The 26,740-nt window shown below is 62.8% G+C and carries 21 protein-coding genes; 16 read left to right on the top strand and 5 right to left on the bottom strand.

Annotated elements, in window-relative coordinates; translation table 11 throughout:
* The first annotated feature begins 43 nt into the window (after positions 1-43).
* The 5 genes from C8C98_RS16580 (at position 44) to C8C98_RS16570 (ending at position 7,523) form a co-directional block, all read left to right on the top strand.
* Positions 44-1,177: a sterol desaturase family protein gene (locus tag C8C98_RS16580; RefSeq protein WP_121456329.1), complete on the top strand. Its 1,134-nt coding sequence runs from the start codon at positions 44-46 to the stop codon at positions 1,175-1,177.
* A 161-nt stretch (positions 1,178-1,338) separates the two neighbouring features.
* Positions 1,339-3,546: a TonB-dependent siderophore receptor gene (locus tag C8C98_RS16575; RefSeq protein ID WP_121455183.1), complete on the top strand. Its 2,208-nt coding sequence runs from the start codon at positions 1,339-1,341 to the stop codon at positions 3,544-3,546.
* A gap of 409 nt (positions 3,547-3,955) precedes the next feature.
* Positions 3,956-4,993 carry a hypothetical protein gene (locus C8C98_RS21605; protein WP_147436384.1) on the top strand — a complete coding sequence of 346 codons (1,038 nt, stop codon included), beginning with the start codon at positions 3,956-3,958 and terminating at the stop codon, positions 4,991-4,993.
* Between the two features lie 80 nt (positions 4,994-5,073).
* Positions 5,074-6,219 (top strand): hypothetical protein, encoded by a 1,146-nt coding sequence (locus C8C98_RS21600; protein WP_147436382.1) that lies wholly within the window; start codon positions 5,074-5,076, stop codon positions 6,217-6,219.
* A 41-nt stretch (positions 6,220-6,260) separates the two neighbouring features.
* Positions 6,261-7,523 carry an NAD(P)/FAD-dependent oxidoreductase gene (locus C8C98_RS16570; protein WP_121455182.1) on the top strand — a complete coding sequence of 421 codons (1,263 nt, stop codon included), beginning with the start codon at positions 6,261-6,263 and terminating at the stop codon, positions 7,521-7,523.
* Between the two features lie 63 nt (positions 7,524-7,586).
* On the opposite strand, the gene C8C98_RS16565 is transcribed toward C8C98_RS16570, so the two are convergent.
* Entirely contained in the window at positions 7,587-10,856 is a 3,270-nt protein-coding gene (locus C8C98_RS16565; protein ID WP_121455181.1) for an EAL domain-containing protein, read from the bottom strand.
* A gap of 281 nt (positions 10,857-11,137) precedes the next feature.
* On the opposite strand from C8C98_RS16565, the gene rpsU reads away from it, so the two are divergent.
* Together rpsU and C8C98_RS16555 are read left to right on the top strand one after the other, a co-directional pair.
* On the top strand, positions 11,138-11,350 hold the full coding sequence (rpsU, locus tag C8C98_RS16560) for a 30S ribosomal protein S21 (RefSeq protein WP_007833691.1): 213 nt from the start codon (positions 11,138-11,140) through the stop codon (positions 11,348-11,350).
* 205 nt (positions 11,351-11,555) lie between these two features.
* Positions 11,556-12,002 carry a GatB/YqeY domain-containing protein gene (locus tag C8C98_RS16555; RefSeq protein ID WP_099655073.1) on the top strand — a complete coding sequence of 149 codons (447 nt, stop codon included), beginning with the start codon at positions 11,556-11,558 and terminating at the stop codon, positions 12,000-12,002.
* Between the two features lie 154 nt (positions 12,003-12,156).
* Here the strand turns inward: C8C98_RS16555 and C8C98_RS16550 are convergent, their stop codons facing one another.
* Entirely contained in the window at positions 12,157-13,113 is a 957-nt protein-coding gene (locus C8C98_RS16550) for a DMT family transporter (protein WP_121455180.1), read from the bottom strand.
* Positions 13,110-14,045, bottom strand: a complete 936-nt coding sequence (locus C8C98_RS16545; RefSeq protein WP_199726606.1) for a LysR substrate-binding domain-containing protein — start codon at positions 14,043-14,045, stop codon at positions 13,110-13,112. Before C8C98_RS16545 ends, C8C98_RS16550 begins: the two co-directional genes overlap by 4 nt.
* A gap of 97 nt (positions 14,046-14,142) precedes the next feature.
* Between C8C98_RS16545 and C8C98_RS16540 the strand changes: the two genes are divergently transcribed.
* Positions 14,143-15,231: a tartrate dehydrogenase gene (locus C8C98_RS16540; RefSeq protein WP_121455179.1), complete on the top strand. Its 1,089-nt coding sequence runs from the start codon at positions 14,143-14,145 to the stop codon at positions 15,229-15,231.
* Positions 15,232-15,460: 229 nt separating this feature from the next.
* On the opposite strand, the gene C8C98_RS16535 is transcribed toward C8C98_RS16540, so the two are convergent.
* Positions 15,461-16,081, bottom strand: a complete 621-nt coding sequence (locus tag C8C98_RS16535) for a TetR/AcrR family transcriptional regulator (RefSeq protein WP_199726605.1) — start codon at positions 16,079-16,081, stop codon at positions 15,461-15,463.
* A gap of 100 nt (positions 16,082-16,181) precedes the next feature.
* On the opposite strand from C8C98_RS16535, the gene C8C98_RS16530 reads away from it, so the two are divergent.
* From C8C98_RS16530 to C8C98_RS16520, 3 genes are all read left to right on the top strand, one after another.
* On the top strand, positions 16,182-16,685 hold the full coding sequence (locus tag C8C98_RS16530) for an HPP family protein (RefSeq protein WP_121455178.1): 504 nt from the start codon (positions 16,182-16,184) through the stop codon (positions 16,683-16,685).
* Between the two features lie 248 nt (positions 16,686-16,933).
* Entirely contained in the window at positions 16,934-17,722 is a 789-nt protein-coding gene (locus C8C98_RS16525; protein WP_121455177.1) for a MetQ/NlpA family ABC transporter substrate-binding protein, read from the top strand.
* Positions 17,723-18,242: 520 nt separating this feature from the next.
* Positions 18,243-19,124, top strand: coding sequence for a LysR family transcriptional regulator (locus C8C98_RS16520; RefSeq protein ID WP_121455176.1), 882 nt, complete (start codon positions 18,243-18,245; stop codon positions 19,122-19,124).
* Here C8C98_RS16520 and C8C98_RS16515 read toward each other — a convergent pair.
* Positions 19,121-20,053, bottom strand: coding sequence for a LysR substrate-binding domain-containing protein (locus C8C98_RS16515; RefSeq protein WP_121455175.1), 933 nt, complete (start codon positions 20,051-20,053; stop codon positions 19,121-19,123). The two genes, C8C98_RS16520 and C8C98_RS16515, sit on opposite strands and share 4 nt — an antisense overlap.
* 133 nt (positions 20,054-20,186) lie before the next feature.
* Here C8C98_RS16515 and C8C98_RS16510 point away from each other — a divergent pair, with 133 nt between their 5' ends.
* From C8C98_RS16510 to C8C98_RS16490, 5 genes are all read left to right on the top strand, one after another.
* Positions 20,187-21,176 (top strand): tripartite tricarboxylate transporter substrate binding protein, encoded by a 990-nt coding sequence (locus C8C98_RS16510; RefSeq protein WP_121455174.1) that lies wholly within the window; start codon positions 20,187-20,189, stop codon positions 21,174-21,176.
* A gap of 63 nt (positions 21,177-21,239) precedes the next feature.
* Positions 21,240-22,769, top strand: coding sequence for a UxaA family hydrolase (locus C8C98_RS16505; RefSeq protein WP_199726664.1), 1,530 nt, complete (start codon positions 21,240-21,242; stop codon positions 22,767-22,769).
* Positions 22,770-22,879: 110 nt separating this feature from the next.
* Positions 22,880-24,349 carry an NAD-dependent succinate-semialdehyde dehydrogenase gene (locus C8C98_RS16500; RefSeq protein ID WP_121456326.1) on the top strand — a complete coding sequence of 490 codons (1,470 nt, stop codon included), beginning with the start codon at positions 22,880-22,882 and terminating at the stop codon, positions 24,347-24,349.
* A 94-nt stretch (positions 24,350-24,443) separates the two neighbouring features.
* Positions 24,444-25,448 carry a tripartite tricarboxylate transporter substrate binding protein gene (locus tag C8C98_RS16495; protein ID WP_121455172.1) on the top strand — a complete coding sequence of 335 codons (1,005 nt, stop codon included), beginning with the start codon at positions 24,444-24,446 and terminating at the stop codon, positions 25,446-25,448.
* A gap of 89 nt (positions 25,449-25,537) precedes the next feature.
* The gene (locus C8C98_RS16490) at positions 25,538-26,704 is read left to right on the top strand and encodes an exo-alpha-sialidase (RefSeq protein ID WP_121455171.1); all 1,167 of its coding nucleotides are present in this window, start codon (positions 25,538-25,540) and stop codon (positions 26,702-26,704) included.
* Positions 26,705-26,740: the final 36 nt, after the last annotated feature.

The following is a 26,740-nucleotide window of genomic DNA, read 5'->3' as shown; positions in this document are numbered from 1 at the left end:
ACACTCGCGCAGCGCGGTCCCACCGGCGCACGGAGGAAAACCCATGATTCAACTAGAAAAACTCAACGAATTCACCGAAAGCCACGGCGCCCTGCGCACGGGCAAGGGCTTGGTGTCGGGCGTTATCGCGCTCACGCTCGCCATCCTTTGCCTGCTGGGTGTGCTGGCGTTTCACTTTCCGCAGTACCTCACCACACCCGAGCTGCGCAAGAGCTACGACGTGAACGTGATCCGCACCATCATGCTGGCCGCCATGGCCATCGCCGGGGGCATCTCGCTGGTCAACATCTTGTTCAATCGCGCACGTTGGCTCGCCACGTTCTCTTTCGCCATGGTGGCCCTGGCCGCCTTGCTGGGCGGCCACAAGGTGGAGGTCAACCCGAACTTCCCTGACCACACGCCCTACATCGGGCTGGACTGGTTCATCCTGGACCTGCTGGGCAGCTCGCTCATCTTCATCTTCATCGAAAAGCTGTTTGCCCACCGCAAGGACCAGCCCGTGTTCCGCGCAGAGTGGCAGACCGACTTCCACCATTTCATCGTGAACCACATGGTGGTGGGCTTTGTGCTGCTGGCCACCAACCTCATCGTGCACAAGTTCTTCGGCTGGGCCGCCAGCGACGGCATTCGCGGCTGGGTGCAAGGCCTGAACTTCTGGGTGGCCCTGTTCCTCATCGTGCTGGTGGCCGACCTGGTGCAGTACTGGACGCACCGCGCCTACCACGAGGTGCCGCTGCTGTGGCGCCTGCATGCCGTGCACCACAGCGTCAAAAGCATGGACTGGATGGCCGGCTCGCGCCAACACATCCTGGAGCTGATCATCACCCGCTCGATGGTGCTGGCGCCCATCTACGTGCTGGGCTTCAGCAAGGAAGTGATTGATGCGTACATCGTGATCGTGGGCTTTCAGGCCGTGTTCAACCACGCCAACGTGAGCGTGCGCCTGGGCCCACTGCGCTACGTGCTGGTCACGCCCAACTTCCACCACTGGCACCACAGCCAGGACCAGGAGGCGCTCGACAAGAACTACGCCGCGCACTTCGCGTTTCTGGACTACCTGTTTGGCACCGCCGTCCAAAGCACCAAGCCCTGGCCCGAGCACTACGGCGTGCTGGGCGACTACGTGCCCAACGGGTTCTTCAAGCAGTTGAAGTTTCCGTTTACCTGGAAGGGGTGAGGCCTGGGCTTGGGTTGGTACGTCGCCAAACCACAACGCTTTGAAACAATCAAACGCGAACAATTCTCAATAAATTTACAATACACGCCTTCGTTAGCAAGCCGTGCCCCCTGAAGGAGCAGCGCAGCCAGCCAGTTGTCTGACCTTCTTCAGGATCCCGCATGCGCTCTTTGTGCCTTGCTGGCAGCCACCGTGCCGCCCTCTCTCGCCTTCACCCCATTGCGCTGGCCGCGGCGCTGCTCACCCTGGGCCCAGCGTGGGCACAAGGCCAGCCCGCAGAGCAAGCCACCACGCAAACCGAGGCGGCCTCCACCGCCGACGCCGTGGTAGAGCCCAAGTCGCTGGATCACATCACCATCTCTGGCGCACGCGAAAGTGCCTCCACCCGCCTGCCGCTGACACCGCGCGAGAACCCGCAATCCACCAACACGGTGGACCGTGCGCAGATGGAGCGCCAATCGCTCACCAGCATCGATGCGGTGCTGCGCAATGTGACCGGCATTGCCGTGAGCTTTTACGACACCCAGCGCCCGCTGTACTACGCCCGGGGCTTTCAGATCACCGACTTCAAGGTCGATGGCCTGCCCACCTACAGCGGCGGTACCAACCAGGAATACGACACAGCGCTGTACGAGCGCATCGACGTGGTGCGCGGTGCCAACGGCATCCTCACAGCCATTGGCGTGCCCTCGGCCACGGTGGACATGATCCGCAAACGCCCGCAGCGGGAGTTTGCTGCGTCCGTCGCGCTCACGGCCGGATCATGGAACCTGTGGCGCGGCGAGCTGGACCTGAACACCCCACTGACCAGCGACGGCAGCGTGCGCAGCCGCCTGGTGGTAGCGCCGCAAACCAAGGAGAGCTTTCGCGACCGCTACCAAGAAGACAAAACCGCCCTGCTGGCGGCCATCGAGGCCGACCTGGGCAACGCCACCGTAGCCACCGTGGGCTTTCAGCGCCAGCGCAACGTGCCCGAGGCGCCCATCTGGGGCACCATCCCACGCTTTGCGGCCGATGGCGGCTTGGCCAACCTGCCGGTGTCCACCAGCTTCTCCCCATCGTGGACGCGCTGGGAGCGCTCATCGTCCACGCTCTACGCCAACGTGGACCACCAGATCAACGAAGACTGGAGCGCCAAAGTCAGCCTGAACCACACCGAGGGCGATTCGTTTCGGCTGGCCACGTATGGATCGGGCTACGTCGACCGCAGCACAGGCGCAGGCCTGACACTGCGCGCCGCCGTCAGCGGCGGCACAGAGACACAGGACACCCTCGACGCCTACCTGTCGGGCAAAGTGCAGCTGGGCGGGCACAAGCACGACCTGGTGGTGGGCGTCAGCGCATCGCGCGTGGAAACCCACACCGACAGCTACAGCAGCGTGAACGGCTGGACTTACAACATCCCCAACATCTACACCTGGGACGGCAGCGCGCCCACGCCCACTTACCGTGCGACCGGGGCATTCTCTGAACAGATCACACGCCAGACTGGCTTGTACGCATCGGCCCGCTGGCGCCTGAGCGACCCGCTCTCGCTGCTGACCGGGGCGCGCATCACCGACTGGCACCGACAGACCGACGCTTACAACACCAGCGGCGCCTACACCGGCACCTCGGCCATCCAGGACGTCAATCGCAAGATCACGCCCTTCCTGGGTGTGGTGTACGAGCTGACGCCCAACCTGTCGGCCTACGCCAGCCACAGCCGCATCTTCAACCCGCAAAACTACAAGGACGTGAACAACCAGCCGCTGAGCGCGGTGGTGGGCTCCAACACCGAAGCGGGCCTGAAGGCCGAGCTGCTGGACCGCCGCGTGCAGGCCTCGCTGGCCCTGTTCCAGACCAAGCAAAACGACTATGGTGTGCGCGACAGCAGCGTGCCCGAGGCCAGCCTGCCCGACGGCAGCAGCGCCTACAAAACCGTCAACGGCACCCGCTCGCATGGCTTTGAGATCGATGTGTCGGGCCACATCAACCGCCAGTGGCGTGTGAATGCAGGCTTTACCCGCACCATGGTCACCCGCGCAGCCACCGACCTGATCTGGGCCAACCTGCCCGAGTACCAGTTGCAACTGGGCACTGACTACCAACTGAGCGGCGCCCTTGCGCCCCTCTCGGTCGGCGGCGACGTGCAATGGCAAAGCAAGATCGTGGGCTACAACATCCCCCACCCCACGCTGGGCACGGTCACCGTCACCGAGTCGCCCATGGCCCTGGTCAACCTGCGCGCCACCTGGAAGTTCAACCCCAAGCTCAGTGCCACGCTCGCCATCAACAACCTGACGAGCAAGAAATACTGGGCCAACCTGGACTACCCCAACTACGGCGACCCACGCAACGTGAGCGTGACGCTGCGCGCGGCGTTTTGAGGGCTTACCTTTAGGGCGCAGCACACCGCTCACGCCCAGGAATGAGGGCCGTGGTGGCCGGCCCTGAGCCCCCCAGCTGTACCGCCATGCGCTAGGCGGTACAGCCTCAAGAACTTTCGCCCGCCGAGTCGCCAAGGCACCGGGCACTCGGCATGAGCAAACGCCCTTTCCTTCCAGCTCCAAGAGAGCGAAAAGTCAGCGCATCCAAACACTAGCGGCAGCATGCCAAGCCGGAATGAAAGGCCTGCACAGCCTGAAGACCTCTGCCAAAAGGCGGTTGATAGCAAGGGAGATGCCTGCGCAACATCAATGAGATAAGCGGCGGAGTCCCACACATGCCAAACCAAGGCGATTCATCGCTTTGAGCCCCTTAGAATCCAGCGCTTTACTTTAATTTACAAGCAGAAACATGAAGCTCATTTATGCAGCATTGGCATCCGCAATTCTGACTGCATGCGGAGGGGGTGGGGGCACGGGGGATACGGGCGGAGTACCCACATCGCCCGTTGGCGGAGGCGGAGATGGAAGTGCCTCCAGTGAAATCATTGCATTCACCAATGGGGATTACTACACCTTTAAAAGTGAAGGCACTACCGTAAGGAATGGCGTAGAGACCGGAAAATCAATATCTTATTACACCTACACAATCAAAGATCCTCTACCTGATGGATCACACCAACGATATGAAACGTCATCATCAGGTGAAATGATTTTAGACTCCTACAACCAAAATAATTTTAGAATATCAGAAATTTATAAAAATTTTAGCTGTACATTCACAGACGGCCTAGACAATCCTACATTCCAAATGAAGATTGGACAAAAATGGGATTCAAATTACAGCAGAAAATGCTCAGTAGAGAGCAATACTCTCCCAGCTAATTTTCACTCAACAGGCACCATCACATCCAAGGACTCCATCAAAACAGAAGCCGGAGACTTCATCTCATACAGAGCAGACAGAGTAAAAGAGCACATTGGAACATCCACATTAAAAGGTAGTTGCTGGTACGACGAAAAAACATCAATCATTACTCTATGTGATCAGTCCAGCTTTTACAGCAGCACAGGCACAACAGGCACAACAATCACCACCGAAATCAGGTCAAAAATAACCCTCATTGGCATTAACGCCAAAAACCATCCTATTAAAAAACTAAGTGCAGCCACCTACTATGGAAATTGGCAATTCAAATTCACCGGCGAAGATCCTGGCCAATGCTCGATTGCGATCATCCCCGAAGGCACCTTGAGTGGGCAATGCACCACCAAAACAGAATCATTCTCGGTTTCAGGCAAGATCAACCAAGAGGGTGCATTCGAAGCCAACGGCACAAATGGCATCAAAATTCAAGGCACTTTAAATAGCCCCGTTGAATCTAGCGGCACCTGGTTCAGCACAACATACAACAACATTTCTGGCACCTGGACCGCCACCCACCGTTGAAAATTTGCAGCGCCTCAGCATCAGCCCAGAGGGCTGCATACTACCTATCACGCATTACCCATTTACCCACGGTTTACGCGATGGGTGAATGGGTATCTCGCTCAGCTATCTTCTGCCCCTCGCGCCTGACCGCAAAAAGTCAGCAAACAAACCCAACGACTATGAAGCTCATTTATTGCCTACTGACAGCAACCGTCGCAGCCGTACTTTCCGCTTGTGGAGGCGGGGGCGGAGGGGATACCACCAACACACCGGTAGCGCCTGTTACGCCTGTGGCACCTAACCCAACGCCAGGCGGTGGCAGCACTGGAGACACCGGCAACACACTACCCGTCAAATTCACCGACGGTGATACCTATACCTACAAGGTGGAGCGCACTGACTTTTTCAATGGGATTGCAGCCAGCCCCGAAGTCTCTCATTACACGCATACGATCCGTAATTCAAAATCCAATTTTGAACACGAGCGTATTTACACAGCCTCCTCCCGCGATCAACAAGTAGAAACCTATAACAGCAATAACTTCCAAACCAGCATTGCGTACGCCCAGTATGGCTGTGCCATGACTAGCGGACAAGATGGTCCCGGATTCACGCTGAAAGTGGGCCACCAATGGGACTCACGCTACTCATCCCAATGCACCAAGGATGTCACTTATCCATCAGACTTTCATTCCATTGGCAGCATTACAGCCAAAGAAACTATCAAAACAGAAGCTGGTGATTTCTCGGCATATAAAGCAGAGAAGTCGCGTGAGCAAAAAAATCAGTCATTCACGAGCATCTTGAAATCCATCTGCTGGTACGACGAGAAAACAGCCATGATGGTCACCTGCGACGATACATATCGAACCACAGGGACTGACGGCAAAACTCTGGAGTACAGGGTCAAAACCACTTTGACAGGGATCAACGTCAAAAATCACCCTACCAAAGTGTTGACGCCAACTGTGTACGCGGGTGAATGGCAGGTTTCATTTTCAGGCACACTACAAGGATGGTGCGACGTGAAAATAAGCGCAAATGGCGATATGTCTGGTACATGCAGATCCGAGGGTTCCTACTCCACGGCAACAGGTAAAATTGCGGGTGATGGCACCATGCGTATTCGCAGTGGTAATTATGAATTTTCAGGAAAACTCTCAAACAACTTGAAAGTCAGCGACACTTCGTCTGGAACATCGCCCACCAACTATTCCATTAACTGGACAGCCAAACACAATTAATTCCGAAATTTCTACGGAGTTTCTATAATCTTTGGATTTTTGTGCACTCACATCCATATTTTGACGCCATCATCATCGGCGCTGGCGCCGCTGGCCTGTTTTGCGCGGGCCAGGCGGGCCAGCGGGGTTTGAAGGTGCTGCTCATCGACCACAGTGACAAGGTGGCCGAGAAGATCCGAATCTCAGGCGGCGGGCGGTGCAACTTCACGAACCGCGATCTGGATGTGCGGGCACCGCACAAGCACTTTGTGGGGCAGAACCCGCAGTTTTGCCGATCGGCCCTGTCGCGCTACACCCCGGCCGATTTCATCGCGCTGGTGCAAAAGCACGGCATCCCCTTTCACGAAAAGCACAAGGGCCAGTTGTTTGCCGACCGCTCGGCCGAGGACATCATCCAGATGCTGCTGGCCGAGTGCGAGGCGGGCCAGGTGACGCGGAGGCAGCCTTGCAGTGTCAAAAATATAGCGTTTTTGCCTTCTAGCGCAGATGGATCAAGCGCTGGCAGCTATCAAATTGATACCAGCCAAGGCGCTGTGCTCACGCGCAGTGTGGTGGTGGCGACGGGGGGCTTGTCGATTCCCAAGATCGGCGCGACGGACCTGGGCTACCGGCTGGCGCAGCAGTTCAACATTCCGCTGGTGGAACGGCGCCCCGGGCTGGTGCCGCTGACTTTCGATGGCGCGGATTGGGCGCCCTATGCCCAACTGTCAGGCCTTGCGCTACCGGTGCAAATCAGCACGGGCAGCAAGAAAGAGCGCATGGCGTTTGATGAGGATTTGCTGTTCACCCACCGGGGGCTGTCGGGCCCGGCGGTGCTGCAAATTTCCAGCTACTGGCGCGAGGGCACGCCGCTGGCCGTGAACCTGGCGCCCACGGTGGATTTGCCCGAGGCGCTGCAGCAGGCCAAAGCCCGCTCGCGCAAGCTGATTGCCAACGAGCTGGCCACGCTGGTGCCCAGCCGCCTGGCCGATGCGTGGGCGCAGCGCGAGGCCGACTGGCAGCGCCCCGTGGCCGAAGCGTCGGACAAAGCCCTGGCCAAGCTGGCCGAGCAGTTGGCGCGCTGGGAGCTGACGCCCACGGGCACCGAGGGCTACAAAAAGGCCGAGGTGACGCTGGGCGGCGTGGACACCCAAGCGCTGTCGCAGCAGACCATGGAGTGCAAGGCCCAGCCGGGGCTGTATTTCATTGGCGAGGTGGTGGACATCACCGGCTGGCTGGGCGGCTACAACTTTCAGTGGGCCTGGGCCAGCGGCATGGCCTGCGCGCAGGCGCTGCCAGGTGCGCAGCCCACCGAGGCCGCGTAAACATCCACCAGCGCCGAGTGACACCGCCGCGCTACGGTCCGCTGCGCCGCCACGGTGTTGCGATCACCCCGGTGTGGAGACCTGGGGAGCACTGGCTGCCAGTTGCGGGAGTGGGGGCGCTGAGGACAGAAAGGTCGGGTTCTGCAAGGCCCACACCTCCAGTTGCTGCGGCGGCAGGGGGCGGCTGAAGTAGTAGCCCTGCAGTTCCTCGCAGTCCAGCGCACTGAGCACCTGCGCCGTGACCAGGTCTTTGACACCCTCGGCCACGATCTTGAGTCCCAAGGTGTGCCCCAGCGCAATCACCGCCCGGGTGATGGCCATGTCGGCCGGGTTGGTGAGCATGTCGTGCACAAACGATTTGTCGACCTTGAGCCGATCAATCTCAAACCGCTTGAGATACCCCAGGCTGGAATACCCGGTGCCAAAGTCGTCAATGGCCAACTGCAACCCCAGCGCCTTGAGGGCGGTGAGCTGCTGCGCAGCGGCGTCGGCGTTGTCCATGAGCTGGGATTCGGTGATCTCCAACTCCAGCCGGTGGGCGGGCACGCCCGTGCGCTGCAACAGCGCGGCAATGTCGGGCACCAGGTGGGGGTCGGCCAACTGGGTGGCCGACAGATTGACCGACACGGCCACGCCGCGCAGCGGGTGCGGCACACCATCGGTGGGGGGCAAGGCCTGCCACTGCACCCACTGCAGGCAAGCCTGCTCCAACACCCATGCGCCAATGGCGCGGATCATGCCTGTCTCTTCGGCAATCGGAATGAAGTCCATGGGCGGCACGGACCCCAGCACCGGGTGGCGCCAGCGCAGCAGGGCCTCCACACCCTGCAAGCGCCCGCCCCGGGCGCTGACGCGGGGTTGGTAGTGCACATGGAATTCATCTCGCTCCAGCGCACGGCGCAGGTGCTGCTCCATGGTCTGGCGGGCTTGGGCGCGCTGGTCGGTCTCGACCGAATAGAACATGGCCATGTCCCGGCCAGTGGTCTTGGCTTCGTACATGGCAGCATCGGCGCGGCGCATCAGTTCGTCCAGGTCAGCACCGTCTTCGGGGTACACCGCAATGCCCACGCTGCACGATACGTTCAGCTCATGCCCCTCCACCGGATGGCTTTGGCGGATGAGCGGGATCAGGCGGCGCTCGACCAGTTGCTGTACGTCGTCGCGGCCCGCCACGTCGCGCATCACCACCACAAACTCATCCCCTCCCAGGCGGCTGACCGTGTCGAGCGTGCGCACAGCCTGCACCAGCCGCGTCGCCACCGAACGCAGCAACCCATCGCCAATGTGGTGGCCCAGCGTGTCGTTGATGGTTTTGAAACGGTCCAAATCGATGAACAGCACGGCCACCTGGGTGCCCGCCTCTTTGGCCTGCACCAACGCACGCTGCAGGTGCTGCACGCACAGCGAGCGGTTGGGCAGCTCGGTCAGCACATCGTGGTGCGCCAAAAACTGGATGCGCTCCTCGCTCCGCTTGCGGTCGGTGATGTCGATGGCGATGCCGATGTGGTTAGACACCAGACCGTCCTTGCCCTCGCGCACGGCCGACACCATGAGCCAGGCTGGGTAGGTCTCGCCCGAGCGGCGGCGAAACCGCACCTCACCTTGCCACGACTCCTTGTCGCGCATGGCGTGCGCTATCTGCACCGCCAAGAGCTCACCTGCGCCCTCTTCCAGCAGCATGCCCAGGTTTTCGCCAATCAGCTCGTAGAAGTCGTAGTGGGTGCTGCGGCAAAACGCCTTGTTCACGCTGAGCACCTGATGGTGGGCGTCCATGATGATGATGCCCTCGGACGAGGCCTCAAACACCTTGGCCCACAACTCCAGGCGCTGCTCCATGACCTTGAGCACATTGATGGGGGTGAAGGATGTCAGCACCGCATCACGCCCCTGGTACTGCAAGCGGCGGGCCGACAGCACAGCCCATGAGGGCTCTGCGCCGCCCTTCCAGCGCACCTCAAACTCGTCCACCGAGCCCAGATCGGCCAGGCGCTGAAAGAACCGCGCGCGCACCCCAGGCTCCAGGCCCGCCACCCAGGGGTCCCGCTCCCGGCCGTTGAGCCACGGGCTGGCGGGCGCGTTGGCATGCAGCACTTCGTGCTCAGGGATGGACGTCACCATCAGCGCAATCGGGAAGGCCTCCACCAGCTCACGCTGCGCCTGCGCGGCACGGGCGCTGGCGGCCAGCTCTTGCTGCAGCAGGCGTTCGCGGTCCAGCTGGGCCAGCATGTCGTTGAAGGCGGTGACCAGGCGGCCGATTTCGTCGCGGCTGGCCCACTGCGCGCGCAGGCTGTGGTCCCCGCTGTGGCGTACGTCATCGGCCACCTTGGCCAGCTGCTGCAAGGGCTTGGCGATCTGCCGGGCCACGAGGGTGACCAAGCTCAAGATGCAGCCCAGCAGCACCAGCGCGGTGCCCAGGTGCAGCCACATGCGGGCAAACAGCCCATCGACGCGCTGGGCCAGCAGGCGGTCCAGGTCGGTGATGCCCGAGTCCCACGCCCAGGTCAGCGCCTGAAGCACCTGGGCCTGCTGCTGCGCCACATCGGCCACACTGCGGCGCGACTCCCCCGCCGCCATGGCCTGCAGCAGGCTCTGCAGCTCCATGAGCGATGCTTTCAAAGCCTCGCGCTGACCGCCCAGTGCCCGGTGCATCTCCGGCGTGCCTGCGATAAAAGCCTGGTTGTAGTCCGACTCGATGCCCTGCATGACGGCGTCCAGCCGCCCGGCCAGCGTCAGCAACTCCGACGACCACTGCGGACCCCGCGCAGATTTGCTGGCCTGCAAAAACACCATGGTGTCGTGCACCGCCTGCAGCAACTCGGGAAACCGCAGAACCACCAGCGACATCACGTAGTAGCTGTCGAGTTCGGGGTCCAAAATCAAGTTGGACTGGTTGGCGATGGTCGTGAGCAACTCGCGCCCATCGCGCAGTAACTGACTGCGGGCCGCCGCCAGCGAGACTGCATTGGCCTGCAACCCAGCCTGCGGCAAGGCAAAAACCGCCAATGCATCGGTAAAGCGCTGGCTCGCGGGGGCCGTTTTCAATTTGCCGTCATGGGCATCGCGCATGACCGACAGGCGCTGCAGCACCGCATCCACTGCCGCACCTGCCCCTTGGGCATGCAAAAACTGCCCCATCAACCCGTCGCGCACCACCGAGGCATAGGCCGTGCCCACGGTCTCCTTGCGGGTGAAGTCAATCGCCTCGTTCTTCTCGTGGATCAGGATGCTGGAGACATAGATGACGGCCGTGAGATCGAGCAGGTAGATCAGCATCAGCTTGCGCCCCACACTCAGGCGCCCTAGCCAAACCGACAAGCGGTGCGTGATGGGCATGTTTCCGGGCCTTCACAGAAGATGTAGCCATTTGTAAATACTTTGCAAATTCAAAGCAAAAACCAAGCCACGGCACCTTTGTATCGCCTTGGCAGATTCCGCTGGCCCAGAAACATGCGACAGAGCCGCCACGCTAAAAATAAAAGGCTATAATCCTCGGCTTTGCTGGCATCACCCCGTCGGCCAAATACTAGTTACAGACGGGGAACCCGCCACGCACGGTCTTCAGGCTCGATCTCCTGGAAACCCTCTGCGGGCACACTTTTGGAAAACATTAGCTAATGACTACGATCCGCGTAAAAGAAAACGAACCCTTTGACGTTGCACTGCGCCGCTTCAAGCGCACCATTGAAAAGCTGGGCCTGCTGACCGACCTGCGCGCCCGCGAGTTCTACGAAAAGCCCACAGCAGAACGCAAGCGCAAGAAGGCAGCCGCCGTGAAGCGCCACTACAAGCGCGTTCGCAGCATGCAGCTGCCTAAGAAGCTGTACTGATCGTTGCCGGCCCTGGGCCGACACACAACCCGCGCTAGGGACGCCAAGCGCGGGTTTTTTGTTTTTCGGGTTTGTCAAAAGGCTTTCTGGCGTCGTTGCACTGCCTTGCCGTAGCCTTAGCTACTGTCTGCGGCATTGCGCCTCGCCATAAAGCCTTTTGACAAACCCTCTTCTGCTATCCCCCTGACTGCAAAGGAATGCCGCCATGAGCCTCAAAGCCCAAATCACCGAAGACATGAAAACCGCCATGCGCGCCAAGGACAGTGAGCGCCTGGGCACCATTCGCCTGCTGCAAGCAGCCATGAAGCAAAAGGAAGTGGACGAGCGTGTGGAGCTGGACGATGCAGCCATCGTCGCCATCGTGGACAAGCTCATCAAGCAGCGCAAGGACAGCATTGCCGCCTTTGAAGGTGCCAACCGCCAGGACCTGGCCGACAAGGAAAAGTCTGAAATGGTGGTGCTGCAGGCCTACTTGCCCGAGCGCATGTCAGCCGAAGAAACCCTGGCCGCTGTCAAGGCCATCGTGGCCGAGCTGGGTGCTGCAGGCCCTGGCGACATGGGCAAGGTGATGGGCGTGGTCAAGACCCGCCTGGCAGGCAAGGCCGACATGGGCCAGGTGTCTGCCGCTGTGAAGGCTGCGCTGGCAGGCTGATCGCCCTCGAGCACCTGTACATTCGCTACTAAATTTATAGCTGCTCGCGCTTGTCAATCAGGCGCCAGCAGCTATTTTTATATGCAATGCAGCGTTCCTGGCCTACAGAACCCATCCATGGAAGCACGGGCGGCGCGACCTACACCACCCCAAGTCACCCCAAAAGCAGCGCACACCCCAGCACCGCCATGGCTGCGCCTACCCAGGCACCCCAGGCCGGGCGCTGCCCGGTGCGCCACCACAGCAGGGGCAACAGCAGTACGGGCGACACCGACGACAGCATCCCCACCAGCCCGGCGCTGCCGTGCTGCAGGGCCTTGAGGATCAGCGTCATGCCCACGGCCATGGCCAGGGTGGCACTGGCAAAGGTGTAGGCCAGGTCGCGCCACTGCAGGGGCGACTGCACCCGCGCCATAGGCAAGCCAGCGCACCACAACAGGGCATGGCAGGCAAAGCCCGCCGTCATGCGCACGGCCGATGCGGCCACCGGGTCGAGCCCCGCCGCCATGGCGGGCTTGAGCACCAAGGTGCCCACCGATTGCCCCAAGGCCGATAACACCCCCAGCGCCACACCCACCGCCAGTTGGCCTTGGGTGGATTCGAGCGGGTGCGCCACGCCGCCGCGCTTGCCAAACGCAATGGCGCCCATGACACCGCCCACCAGCAGCACACCGCCCGGCAAGGCACAGCCCTTGAGCGATTCGTCCAGAAACAGCGCCGCCAACACCACCGTGAACAGCGAATGTGTGGCAAACAATAAGCCCGAGCGGCGCGGCCCCAGCCGGTTCATGCAGGCGAACAGCGCCGTGTCGCCCACAAAGATGCCGATCACGCCCGACAGCACCAGCAGGCCCACCGCATCCCAGGCCACCGCGCCAGCCACGCCCGGCCCAGCACCCAAACCGCCCCCCTCCAGACTGCGCCAGCTGCCCGTGGCCAGCGCCATGCCCCACAGCAGCACGGCCGCAAACACCATGCGCCAGCGGGTAAAGGCAAACGCCCCCATGCGTGCCGACGCGGCGGCAGAGAACAAACTGGCCGTGGCCCAAGTGGCCGCCGCCAGCACAGCCAGGCTCTCAGGGGGCAGCCAGCCAGACCAAGTGCTGCTCATGCGCCGCCCTCCCCGGCCACCACGCCCGCAGCCCAGGGCCTGAAGCGAAACTGCTCCTGCAAAAACTCCACACACACCCGCACCTTGGCCGAGCGCTCCAGCCGCGTGGGGTACACGGCCCAGATGTTGGCCTCCTGTTGCCAATCGGGCAGCACCTGCACCAACTGGCCGCGTTGCAGCAGCGGGCCCACGTCCCACAGCGAGCGCAACGCAATTCCACGCCCGTCCACGGCCCACTGCACCACCATCTCGCCATTGTTGGCCGACAAGGGGCCACGCACTTTCACGGCCTGCTCCTGCCCCGCATGGCGCAAGCGCCATACGCCAAAGGGGTGGTCGCGCTCCTTGATCACCAGGCAGTCGTGGCTGGGCAACTCGGCCAACGTGCGGGGCGTGCCGCGCCGCGCCAGATAGGACGGGGCGGCGCACAGCACGCGGTGGTTGTCTGCCAGGCGGCGGGCAATCAGGTGCGGGGCAATTTCATCGCCCACACGCACATCCAGGTCAAACCCCTCGCCCGCCACGTCCACCAGCCGGTCAAACACCTCCAGCCGCACCTGCAGGCTGGGGTGGCGCTCCACCAGCTGCGACAGCACCGGCGCCACCACGCTGCGGCCAAAGCCAAAGCTGCAACTCACCCGCAGCAGGCCACGCGGCTCGGCGCGCGTCACGGCCACCTCCTGCAGCAGTTGGTCCATGTCGTCCAGAATGCGCTGCGCCCAGTGGAACACGCGCTCACCCTCTTCTGTCACGCTCACGCGGCGGGTGGTGCGGTGCAGCAGTTTCACGGCCAGGTCTTCTTCCAGCAGGCGAATGCGCTTGCTGACATAGGCGGGCGAGGCACCCAGCTCTTGCGCAGCCTCGGCAAAGCTGGCTTTGCGCACCACCACGGTGAACACCCGCAGGTCGTCTGGCGAAGGGTTTTTATGCACGATGTGTAAACAATCAGACCACAGAGCGCTGATTGTATTTGCGCGCGTTCTCGCCAAAAATGCAGCCACTGCCCCATTTGATTGCCCAAGGAGACCTATGACCAAAACCTACCAAATCGCCGTATTGCCCGGAGACGGCATCGGCAAAGAAGTGATGCCCGAAGGCCTGCGCGCCATTGAGGCCGCCGCCGCCCGCTTTGGCTTTGAGCTGCAACTGCACACCTTCGAGTGGGCCAGCTGCGACTACTACGCCCAGCACGGAAAAATGATGCCCGACGACTGGAAAGCCCAGCTCTCGGGCATGGACGCCATCTTCTTTGGCGCCGTAGGCTGGCCCGCCACCGTGCCCGACCATGTCTCGCTGTGGGGGTCTCTGCTCAAGTTCCGCCGCGAGTTCGACCAGTACATCAACCTGCGCCCCGTGCGTTTGTTTGAAGGCGTGCCTTGCCCCCTGGCAGGCCGCAAGCCTGGCGACATCGACTACTACGTGGTGCGTGAGAACACCGAAGGCGAATACACGTCGCTCGGCGGCATCATGTACGAGGGCACCGACCGGGAAATCGTCATCCAGGAATCGGTCTACTCCCGCCACGGCGCCAACCGCCTCTTGAAGTTCGCCTTCGACCTGGCCCAAAGCCGCCCCAAAAAGCACGTCACCCTGGCCACCAAGAGCAACGGCATCGCCATCAGCATGCCCTGGTGGGATAAGAGGGCGGACGACGTCGCCAAGGACTACCCCGAGATCACCCTGGACAAGCAGCACATCGACATCCTCACCGCCCGCTTTGTGCTGCAGCCCGGCCGCTTTGATGTGGTGGCGGCGACCAACCTGTTTGGCGACATCCTCAGTGACCTGGGCCCGGCCACCACCGGCACCATTGGTCTGGCCCCATCGGCCAACCTGAACCCCGAGCGCAACTTCCCCAGCCTGTTCGAGCCCGTGCACGGCTCCGCGCCTGACATCTACGGCAAGAACATTGCCAACCCGATTGCGATGATCTGGTCAGGGGCGCTGATGCTGGACTTCCTCACCCAAGGCCAGGGTGCGGGGAGACAGGCCCACGATGCGATCGTGGGTGCGATCGAAGAGACGCTCAAGGGAGGGCCACGCACGCCGGACCTGGGAGGCACGGCCAACACCACGCAAGTGGGTGAGGCGATTGCGGCTTTGATTACCAAGGGTTGAAGCCAAACCCGCCGCAGCCAGCCCACCCGGCGGCTCCGGCTACGGCCAGCGATTGCCGCTGGCCTTGCGCAAACCACTGACCAGCGGGCACTAACCAAGGATCCGGCACGGACCTACTTGAACCGTTCGCGCTGAGCCCTTCGACAGGCTCAGGACAGGCCTGTCGAAGCGCAGCGCAAGGTTTCGACAAGCTCAACCCGAACGGATATTTCAGTTCAAAGATGTCTGCTCAATAATGCGCCTGCTGCGCAGACGCAGCCCCCCAAAGCGCTCGCAAAATGCCCTGCAGCACCGCCAGCGCTGGCGCGGGCTCCTTGGTCATCTGCACGCGGACGATGGCACCGTCCACCGCCATGGCCGCCGCATCCGCCAGGGCGGTGAATGCAGGCCCTGAGGGCAACCGAGCCGCAATCGCATCGGCCATGTCCTGCTTGTGGCGCAGCGAGGCCTCAACGACCCAGGGCCCCAGCCCCTCGGCCTCCGCCACACCATTGATAAAAGCGCAGCCCCGGTATTCAGGCATCTCAAACCAGGCTTGCAGCGCCCGCAGCACGCACTGCAACGGAAAGTCGCTATCAGGTGGAGCATCCGCCAGAGCGCCCTTGAACCACTGCATCCACAAGGCATGCCGATGCTCCAGGTAGGCAGCCACCAGATCATGCTTGCTAGGGAACTGACGGTAGAACGTGACCTTGGTGACATGGGCCTCTCCAATGATCCGGTCAATGCCAGTGGCGCGGATCCCCTCTCGGTAGAAAAGCGCATGCGCAGTGTGCAGGATGCGCTCACGCACGCCCATCGCGGCCAGGTCGGCGTCTTTGCCTTGCAAAGCAATCAACAGATGTGTCATGGACCATATGGTAGACAAATCTGTCTACAACGACTAGCATTCAACCATGTAGACAGATCTGTCTACATGATGGACATACCGTGATAACAAGGAACCCCACATGCTGATCCAAAAACTGAGGGGCCAGGGCGCCGCCTTGCCCACCCGCCCACCGCTGCGGGCCATCGCCCTGGCATGGTTGGGGGGCGCCCTGGCCATCGCCACGGTGGCACTGGCAGGGCAACAATGGGCGCTGTCGCTCATCCTGGGCTCGTTCGGCGCGTCGTGCGTGCTGGTGTTTGGCTTTCCCGACGTGCCTTTTTCTCAGCCCCGCAATGTCGTGGTGGGACACTTTTTAAGCTCGCTCATCGGCCTGGTGTTTCTGCAATGGGCGGGGCCGCATTGGTGGGCCATGGCATTGGCCGTGGGCACCGCCATTGCGGTCATGATGTGGACGCGGACCGTGCACCCACCGGCAGGGTCCAACCCCGTCATCATCTTTTTCGCGCAACCCACATGGGACTTTCTGTGGTTCCCCACGCTCACGGGCGCAGTGGTATTGGTGCTGGTCGCGCTGCTATACAACAACCTGACCCGCCCGGGGCGCTACCCCCAGTACTGGTAAGCCACCGTCCATCGCTTGCCGCCGCGCGACAAAATGCTCCTAATTTCATAGCTTCTAGCGCTTTGGTGATAAGCGCTGAGGCCAATTTTTGCCTCAAATTAACAAAAGCACTTATTAGAATAATGGACCGCTTAGTTATATCGATATGAGAATAAAAACCTGTGATGTACCAAACCAGGGAACTAAACTTTGCAACAGCCCGGCCCCAGCGCCGGAAGTCATCTCCTCTCTTTGAAAGACACATTGCAATGCTGAAGAAAGCCCTTTCCGCACTGGCCATCGCCACCCTGGCGCTGAGCGCTCAGGCCGCTGACGTGGTCCTGAAGGTGGCCGCGTCCTCCGTGCCGCACGCCGAGATCCTGAACTTCGTGAAGCCCCAGCTCAAGGCCGAAGGCATCGACCTGCAGGTGCGTGAATTCAGCGACTACATCCAGCCTAACGCGGCCGTGGAAGACAAGCAGCTCGACGCCAACTACTTCCAGCACCAGCCCTACCTGGACAGCTACAACAAAGACCGCAAGAGCAGCATCGTCGCTGTGCCGAATGGCAAAGTGCACATTGAGCCCTTCGGTGCCTACTCCAAGAGGATCAAGGCCGTGAGCGAGCTCAAGGAGGGCGCCCTCATCGCCATCCCGAACGACCCCTCCAACACCGGCCGCGCGTTGCTGCTGCTGCAGTCCCAGGGCCTGATCGAGCTGAAGGACCCCAAGAACATCACGGCCACGCCGATCGACATCGTCAAGAACCCCAGAAACCTGAAGTTCCGCCAGCTCGAAGCGGCCTTGCTGCCGCGCGCGCTGGACGATGTGGACCTTTCCCTCATCAACACCAACTACGCCATCGAAGCCAAGCTGAACCCCTCGAAGGACGCGCTGTTCCTGGAGTCCGGCGATTCGCACTACGCCAACTTCATCGCCGCCCGCAAGGACCGTGCGAACAATGCCAGCATCCAGAAGCTGGTGAAAGCACTGCACACGCCTGAAGTGAAGAAGTTCATCCAGGACAAGTACAAGGGCGCGATCATCCCCGCATTCTGAGGATCAGGGCAGGTGGCCTTGCGGCCCCCTCCTCCCCCCGCACAAAGCGCTGCCTCGGCAGCGCTTTTTTTTGGCGGCACATCGCTCAAAAACACTTGGCCAGCCGCGTCGCCACCGGCATCGCCCGCTGCCCCTGCAATGTGATGAGACCCACGGGCAGCCAATCCACTGCCGATGCCCGCAGCACGGGTATCGCGGCCACCATGGCAACCTCATCCCCCACCCGGTGGCACCCGAAATTGCGCGGTGACGCGTTGCTCTGCCCGGGCCAAGGTGGCCGCAGCGCATGCCACCCACCCCCGCCATACAGCGCCTGCAAGCCAATGCCTGCGTGGCGCCAGGGCTTGGCCCGAGGAGGTTGCCGACGGCGGGGCCTGTTCGGTGGGATGAACGGGATGGGCGGGATCGGCGGAAGACGTCAAAGGAGGTGGCTTCATGGAGCAGCATGCTCACGCTGCGCCAAACATCTGTAAAGTTGAATTAACTGACAATTCAATTCATAAATACTGATGTCACGCCCATGCGCAACCTGAACCTCGACCAGCTGCAAACCCTGATTGCCATTGCCGACCTCGGCACCTTCGCTGCGGCCGCACAAGCGCTGCACCTGGCGCCACCCACCGTGAGCCTGCACATCAAGGAACTGGAGTCGCGGCTGGAGGCAGAACTGGTGGTGCGTGGCCGCCGCCAGGCCGAGCTGACGCCCGCAGGCGAAGTGCTGGTGCAAGAAGGCCGCCAGTTGCTGCAGGCCGCAGACGACCTGGCAGAGCGGGTGCGCCGCCGCGCATCCGGGCGCGAGGGCGTGGTGCGGGTGGGCGTGTCGGCCGGGGTCAGCACCCGGCTACTGCCGCGCATGCTCGAAGCCCTGGCCCAGCGCAGCCCGGGCGTGGAAATCCGGCTTGAAGCCGTGGGATCGGCCGAGTCGGTGCAGCGGCTCAAGGCGGGCACGCTCGATATAGGCATCGTCGCCAGCCCGCAACCCCCCGTGCCCGAGGTGCGCCAAACGCCTTGGCGCACAGACCCCATGGTGGCCCTGCTGCCCGCCGCATGGGACGCCCCCGAGTTCGTCACGCCCGACTGGCTGGCCACGCGCCGCTGGGCATCGTTTGCCCCTGCTACGCAGATGCACGGGCTCATTGCGAGCTGGTTTGGCCAGGCGGGGCACCACCCTCGCCCCTTCCTCGCATTGAGCTACCCCGGCGCGCTCAAAAGCCTGGCAGCCGCCAGCCAGTGCGCAGCGCTGTTGCCCATGGAAGAAGTGCAAGACCAGCAAGACGCGGCAGACGTGCACGTGCGCCACCTGCGGCCCCAGCTCATGCGCCCGATGGCCATCGCGCACCGCCACCAGGCATCACCCGCCGTGCAGAGCGTGTTGGGCTTGCTGGCGGAGTTTTCGGGTTAAGTGCCTCGCGCCACCTCGCGCAAGCACTCCACCAACTGCGCCGTCACCGGCGTCACCCGCTGGCCACGCAGCGTGATCAGGCCCACGGGCGGCAAATCCACCGGTACAGGCAGCTTGAGCACTGCCACCATGCCCTGCTGTGCAAAGTGCGCCGCCACGCTGCGGGCCATGAAGGCCACGGCGCCGCGCTGCTGCAAGAAGGTGATCTGCGACAGAAAAGACGCTGACTCGACAACATCCGCTGGCGGAAGCAGATCGTGGGCAAAAAACTGCTGCTCCAGCTTGACCCGCAGGGACGCCCAGGGCGGCGGCATCACACAAGGCTGTGCGGCAATGTCGGCCCACTGCACCTTGCGTTTGCCCGCCAGGGGGTGGCTGGGGTGCACCACAGCGGCCATGGGGTCGTCAAACAGGGCTTCAGTCTCCAGGTCGGGTGAGGCGTAGCCAGGCTCCAGCCGACCCACAAACAGGTCCAGCTCACCCAGGCGCAGCTTGGGCAGCAGGCGGGTCAGGTCGCCCTCGTCAATCAACACCGTGGTGCGGCTGGAGCGGGCCTTGAGCCGCTCTACCGCTGGTGCCAGCAGCACGGGCGTGGCGGCCACCATGGCGCCCACGCTGGTGCGGCCAATGGCGCCGCTGGCTTCGGCGGCAATTTCGTCGCGCGTGCGGTCAAACCCTGCCAGCACCGACCGGGCAAAGCGCACCACGCTGTCGCCCGCCGCCGTGGGCTCGGTGCCCCGGGTCGATCGCTCAAACAACGGCAAGCCAAACATGGACTCGATCTCGGCCAGGGTTTTAGAGACCGCAGGCTGCGTGATCGACAGGAATTCGGCCGCCCGGCCCAGGTGCCGAAACTGGTCCAGCGCCACCAGCATTTGCAGGTGGCGCAGCTTGAGGTTGCTGCGCAGTACGCGGTCTATCTGGGCCATGGATGAGGTGCCTTCTTCAGTTTTCTTTTCATAACCTAAATGCAATGAAGAGAGTCCATATTTTCATTGGATTGTTATGCAGCAATTCTCAACAATGCATGCAACAAAGCAAAAAGACCCACGGAGACAAGACATGCAAACACCCCGCATCGGGCGGCGCCAACTTGTGCTGGGCGCATTGAGCGCCAGCGCACTGACCGCCACTTCCAGCCGCCTGTCTGCCCAGACCTGGCCTGAGCGCCCCATCACCTTCATCTGCCCCTGGCCTGCGGGCGGCACGGCCGACCAGTCGATGCGCGCGCTGTGCACGGTGGCCGCTCGCATTCTGGGCCAGAGCATTGCGGTGGAGAACAAGGCGGGTGCCTCGGGAATGATCGGCTCCAAGGCGCTGGCATCGGCCAAGGCCGATGGCTACACCATCGGCCAGATTCCCATCTCGGTCACACGCTTTGCGCAGCTGGGCACATTGCAGGCCGACCCGCGCAAAGACTTCACCTACATCGCGCGCACCTCGGGCCAGACCTTTGGCGTTGCGGTGCCTGCCAACTCGCCGTTCAAGACACTCAAGGACTTTGTGGCGCACGCCAAAGCCAACCCCGGCAAGGTGAGCTACGCCCATGCAGGTGTGGGCGGCGCCACGCATGTGGGCATGGAAGAGTTCGCCAGCGTGGCGGGCATTGCGCTCAACCACGTGCCCTACAAGGGAGGCGCTGAGGCCCTGCAGGGCGTGCTGGGCGGCCATGTGGATGCGCTGGCCGACTCCAGCTCGTGGGCGCCGCATGTCGAAGCCGGCAAGCTGCGCCTGCTAGCCACCTGGGGCGAGCTGCGCACCGCCCGCTTCAAGGACGTGCCCACCCTGCGCGAGCTGGGCTACGACGTGGTGGTGGATGCGCCCAACGGCATTGGCGCCCCCAAGGGCCTGGACCCGGCCATCGCGGCCAAGCTGCGCGATGCCTTCAAGCAAGCGGTGGCCAGCCCCGAGTTCAAGTCGGTGATCGACAAACTCGACGCCCCCCTGCTGTACCTGGACGGCCCCGACTACGAAAAATATGTGAACACCGTCTACCAAAAAGAGACGGTGCTCATCGACAAACTGAAGCTGCGCGAATTGATGAAGAGCTGATGAAGCGCTGACAACGCCCGCCACGCCCACGACCCCGCCTGAAAAGAGCCCCTCCCGATGACCATGCCCTCTGCCAGCCCCGTGCTGCTGCACCTGCACCCCAACGACAACGTGCTGGTGGCCAAAACCGCCTTGGCCCTGGGCCAGGACATTCCAGAGCTGGGCCTGCGCACGCGCGCCCAGGTGCCCGCTGGACACAAGATTGCCGCGCGCCGCATTGCTGCGGGCGAGCAGGTCAAAAAATACGACACGGTGATCGGCGTGGCTACGCGCGACCTGGAGCCCGGTGACTACGTGCACAGCCACAACCTGCAACTGGTGGACTACTACCGCGACCCGGCCTTTGGCGCTGATGTACAGCCCGTTCAGTATGTGCCCGAGGCCGAACGCGCCACCTTCCAGGGCTTTGTGCGGCCGGGCGGCGGCGTGGGCACGCGCAACTTCATCGGCATCCTGTCGTCGGTGAACTGCTCGGCCACCGTCATCAAGCGCATTGCCGCGCACTTCACACCCGAGCGGCTGGCCGCCTACCCCAACGTGGATGGCGTGGCCGCCTTTGCCCAGACCAGCGGCTGCGGCATGTCCTCGCCCAGCGAGCATTTTGATGTGCTGCGCCGCACGTTGGCTGGCTACGCACGCCACCCCAACCTGGCGGGCGTGCTCATAGTGGGCCTGGGGTGTGAGCGCAATCAGGTGGATTCGCTGGTCGATTCGCAGGGTCTGAAAGAAGGCAAGCTCATGCGCACCATGGTGATGCAGGACGTGGGTGGCACCCGCGTGACGATTGAGGCAGGCATCCGCGCCATTGAAGAAATGCTGCCCATCGCCAACGAAGCGCGGCGCACCACCGTGAGCGCCAGCCACCTCAAGATTGGGCTGGAGTGCGGTGGTTCGGATGGCTTCTCGGGCATCACTGCCAACCCCGGCCTGGGCGCGGCCATGGACATCCTGGTGCGCCACGGCGGCACCGCCATCCTGAGCGAGACGCCCGAAATCCACGGCGTGGAGTTCATGCTCACCCGCCGCGCCATCAGCCCCGAAGTGGGCCAGAAGCTGCTGGACCGCCTGGCCTGGTGGGAGAAGTACACCGCAGGCCAAAACGCGCAGTTCAACGGCGTGGTGGGCCACGGCAACCAGGCCGGTGGCCTGGCGAACATCTTTGAAAAATCGCTGGGCAGCGCGATGAAGGGCGGCACCACCCCGCTGCGCGCGGTGTACGAATACGCCGAGCCCATCACTGAAAACGGCTTTGTGTTCATGGACTCTCCCGGCTACGACCCTGTCGCCTCCACCGGCCAGATCGCCAGCGGTGCGCAGCTCATCTGCTTTACCACCGGCCGTGGCTCCATGTTTGGCAGCAAGCCTGCGCCCACCATCAAGCTGGCCAGCAACACGCCCATGTTCACCCGGCTGGAAGAAGACATGGACATCAACTGCGGCGTGGTGATTGACGGCGAATGCACCGTGGCCGAGCTAGGCCAGCGCATTTTTGACCAGATCCTGCGCCATGCCAGCGGTGAGGAAACCAAGAGCGAACTGCTGGGCCTGGGCGACCATGAGTTTGTGCCGTGGCACATGGGGATTGTGAGTTGACTCTAACAACCATCCACTATCAAAACAATAGCTGCCAGCGCTTATTGGATAAGCGCCAGATCCCCATTTCATTCAAACCCATGTCTACTCCGCTTTCTCCTTCCCTGTCTCTGTCCTTGCCCCTGACCCGCCCCGACCTCATCCGCAGCGCCAACTTCATCGCCGGCCAGTGGACTGCCTTCGATGGCCCCCGCCTGGATGTCACCAACCCCGCCACCGGCGCCGTCATCATCTCGGTCCCTGACTCGGGTGCTGCCGAAGCCCTCGCAGCCCTGGAGGCCGCCCATTTGGCTTTTCCCACCTGGCGCAAAGTCCCCGCCAAGCAGCGCGCAGCCATCATCAAGCGCTGGAACGACCTAGTACTGGCCCACCAGGATGATCTGGGCGCCTTGATCTCCATGGAGCAAGGCAAGCCCCTGGCCGAAGGTAAGGGCGAAGTGGCCTATGCCGCCAGCTACATCGAGTGGTTTGGTGAAGAAGCCACGCGCATGAATGGCGAAGTCATTCCTGCCCCCGTTCCAGGCCGCCGCATGTTTGCCCTGAAGGAGCCCGTGGGTGTGGTGGCTGCCATCACGCCCTGGAACTTCCCCGCCGCCATGATTGCCCGCAAGATTGCCCCTGCCCTGGCGGCAGGGTGCACCGTGGTGTGCAAGCCTGCGGAGGACACGCCGCTGACGTCACTGGCTTTGGTGCTGCTGGCGCATGAGGCGGGGGTGCCTGCAGGGGTGCTCAACATCGTCACTGCCTCACGCCAGAACACCCCTGCGGTGGTGGATGTGTGGCTGGACGACAGCCGCGTGCGCAAGATCACGTTTACCGGCTCTACCCCCGTTGGCAAGCATTTGGCGCGGCGCAGTGCCGACACGCTTAAGAAGCTGTCTTTGGAGCTGGGCGGTAATGCACCCTTTATCGTGTTTGACGATGCCGACCTGGACGCAGCAGTGGATGGCCTGATGGCGGCCAAGTTCAGAAACGGTGGCCAGACCTGTGTGTGCCCCAACCGGGTGTTTGTGCACCGCAGCGTGTTTGACACCTTTGCCGCCAAGCTCTCGGCCAAGGTGGCTGCCCTCAAGGTAGGCCCGGCCAGTGACCCGGCCTCGCAGATTGGCCCCATGATCAATGACCGGGCGGTAGAGAAGATTGAGCGGCACGTCAACGACGCTGTGGCCAAGGGCGCCCGGGTGCTCACCGGTGGGCAGCGCCTGGCCCACCTGGGGCCCAACTACTACGCACCCACCGTGCTCAGCGGAGCAGACGCCAGCATGGCCTGTGCGTGCGAAGAAACCTTTGGGCCAGTGGCGCCGCTGACCGTGTTTGACGACGAGGCCGAGGTAGTGGCCCAGGCCAACGACACACCGTTTGGGCTGGCGGGGTACTTCTACAGCCAGAGCATCAAGCGCATCTGGCGGGTGGCCGAAGCCCTGGAAACCGGCATCGTCGGTATCAACGAAGGAGCGATTGCGGCAGAGGCGGCGCCGTTTGGCGGCGTGAAGGAGTCGGGCTATGGCCGCGAGGGATCGACCCATGGGCTGGAGGACTACCTGCACACCAAGTATGTCTGTCAGGGGTTGCTGGACTGAGACGCCACAGCCCCCAAAACAATCCGTCCGACAGCCCACAGGGCAGACGGCAAAAAGGTCACTAGAACCATTCACAACCACAGGAGACAAAACCATGAGCATTCAACAACACGCCCAACACATCACCCGCAGACCCCTGCTGGCCGCCCTGGCGGGCATGGCACTGGCGGGCGCTATGCCCCTGGCGCACGCACAGCCAGCGGCCTTCCCGAGCAAGCCCATCACCATGGTGGTGCCCTACCCTGCCGGGGGTGCCAACGACATGCTGGGCCGCCTGATCGGGCAGAAGATGGGCGATGCCCTGGGCACTGCGACCGTGGTGGACAACAAGCCCGGCGCAGGGGCCCTGCTGGGCGCCGGCATTGTGGCGCGCGCCCCGGCCGACGGCTACACCCTGCTGGTGGGCGGCCTGGCCACCCATGCGGCCAGCCCCAACTTGCTCAAGGCCGACTACGACCCGCTCAAAGACTTCGAGCCCATCGGCATGATCGGCAGCGCGCCCATCATCGTCATCACGGCCACCGACTCGCCCTACAAAACGCTCAAAGACGTGGTGGATGCTGCTCGCAAAGATCCGCAGGCCATCATGTACGGATCGTCGGGCAATGGCTCTCCGCTGCACTTGGCGGGCGAGCTGTTCCTGTCGATCGCCAAGGTCAACATGACCCATATCCCCTACAAGGGCGGCAACGCCCACATCATCGATTTGATTGGCGGCCGGGTGCCGGTGATCTTCGACACCGCCACCAACTCCATGCCCCTGCTGCGTGGCGGCAAGGTGCGTGCGCTGGCCGTAGGCAGTGCCAAGCGCCTGCCCGACCTGCCCGATGTGCCTACCCTGGCTGAGCTGGGCTACCCGCAGTTTGAGTTCTCGGCCTGGTACGCACTGTTTGCCCCGGCCAAGACCCCGGCCGACGTGAGCGCAAAGCTCTCTGCCGCGCTGGCCAAGACACTCAAGCTGCCCGAAGTGGCCAGCAAGCTGAACGACCTGGGCGTGTCGGTGGGCAGCGGCAACGCGGCCGAGCTGCGCGCCTTCTTGCCCGCCGAATACCAGCGCGTGGGCAACCTGATCAAGACCGCCAAGATCAAGGCCGATTGACGACCGCACCCTCCCGGCGCTGCGGCGCCAGGAGGGCCTGGCCTGCTGCAACGCAAGCGCCCCCCTGACCACCTTTTGGAGAGACCCCCATGCCCGACGGCCTGCTGCAACAGCACCCTGATGACCCCGCCCGCGAAGTGGCCGACCTGCCCTCGCCCCGCATTCAAGCCCACGCCGCCAACCTGATGGTGCTGAGCGACGGCGCGCTGGCCTGCGTGTGGTTCGGCGGCTCGATGGAGGGCCGCTCGGATATCTCGGTCTTCATGTCCCGCCTGGCACCAGGGGCCCAGCAGTGGTCCGCGCCCGTGCAGCTGTCGCATGACACAGAGCGGTCTGAGCAAAACCCCATCCTCTTCCCGGCCCCCGACGGCACGCTGTGGCTGCTGCACACGGCCCAGCAGTCGGGCCACCAGAACACCGCCGTGGTGCGCGTGCGCCGCTCTGCCGACAACGGCCAGACCTGGTCGCCCACCGAGACCCTGGCCGACGCCCCCGCAGGCACCTTTGTGCGCCAGCCCATCCATGTGCACCACGATGGCAGCTGGCTGCTGCCCGTGTTTTATTGCCGCGCTGAAGCAGGCCAGCCCTGGGACGGCAGCCACGACGACAGCGGCGTGCTGCGCTCCACCGACCAGGGCCGCACCTGGCAGCGCATCAGCGTGCCCGGCAGCCTGGGCTGTGTGCACATGAGCATCGTGCCTGCGGCCAACGGCCAAAGCCTGCTGGCGTTCTTTCGCAGCCGCTGGGCCGACCACATCTACCGCACCCAAAGCGATGACGGTGGGCTGACCTGGCAACCGCCCCAGCCCACCGCTTTGCCCAACAACAACTCGTCGGTGCAGGCTCTGCGCTTGGCCGATGGCCGCCTGGCCATGGTCTTCAACGCCAGCAGCGCGGCCGATGCCACCGAGCGGCGCGAGTCGCTGTACGACGAGCTGGAGGACACCGTCGGCGGCGCCGCTGGAGCAACCGCTACCGCACCTGCAGCGCGCAAGGCCTTCTGGGGTGCACCCCGCGCCCCCATGACGCTGGCCCTATCTGCCGACGACGGCCTGACCTGGCCGTGGCAGCGCGCCCTGGAAGTGGGCGACGGCTGGTGCCTGAGCAACGATTCCGAGCACGGCCGCAATCGCGAATACTCCTATCCCTCCCTGCGGCAAGAGGCCGATGGCACGCTGCACCTGGCGTACACCGTGTTCCGCCAGCACATTCGCCATGTGCGCCTGCAGCCCGACTGGGTCACGCAACAACCGTGAAACTGTTGCTTTAGTTGCTTTGGCGTGAACTCACTT

The sequence above is a fragment of the Acidovorax sp. 106 genome, from assembly GCF_003663825.1.
GTDB lineage: Bacteria > Pseudomonadota > Gammaproteobacteria > Burkholderiales > Burkholderiaceae_C > Acidovorax.
The sequence above is the reverse complement of the archived record's forward strand: the minus strand, read 5'-3'. Positions and strand labels throughout refer to the sequence as shown.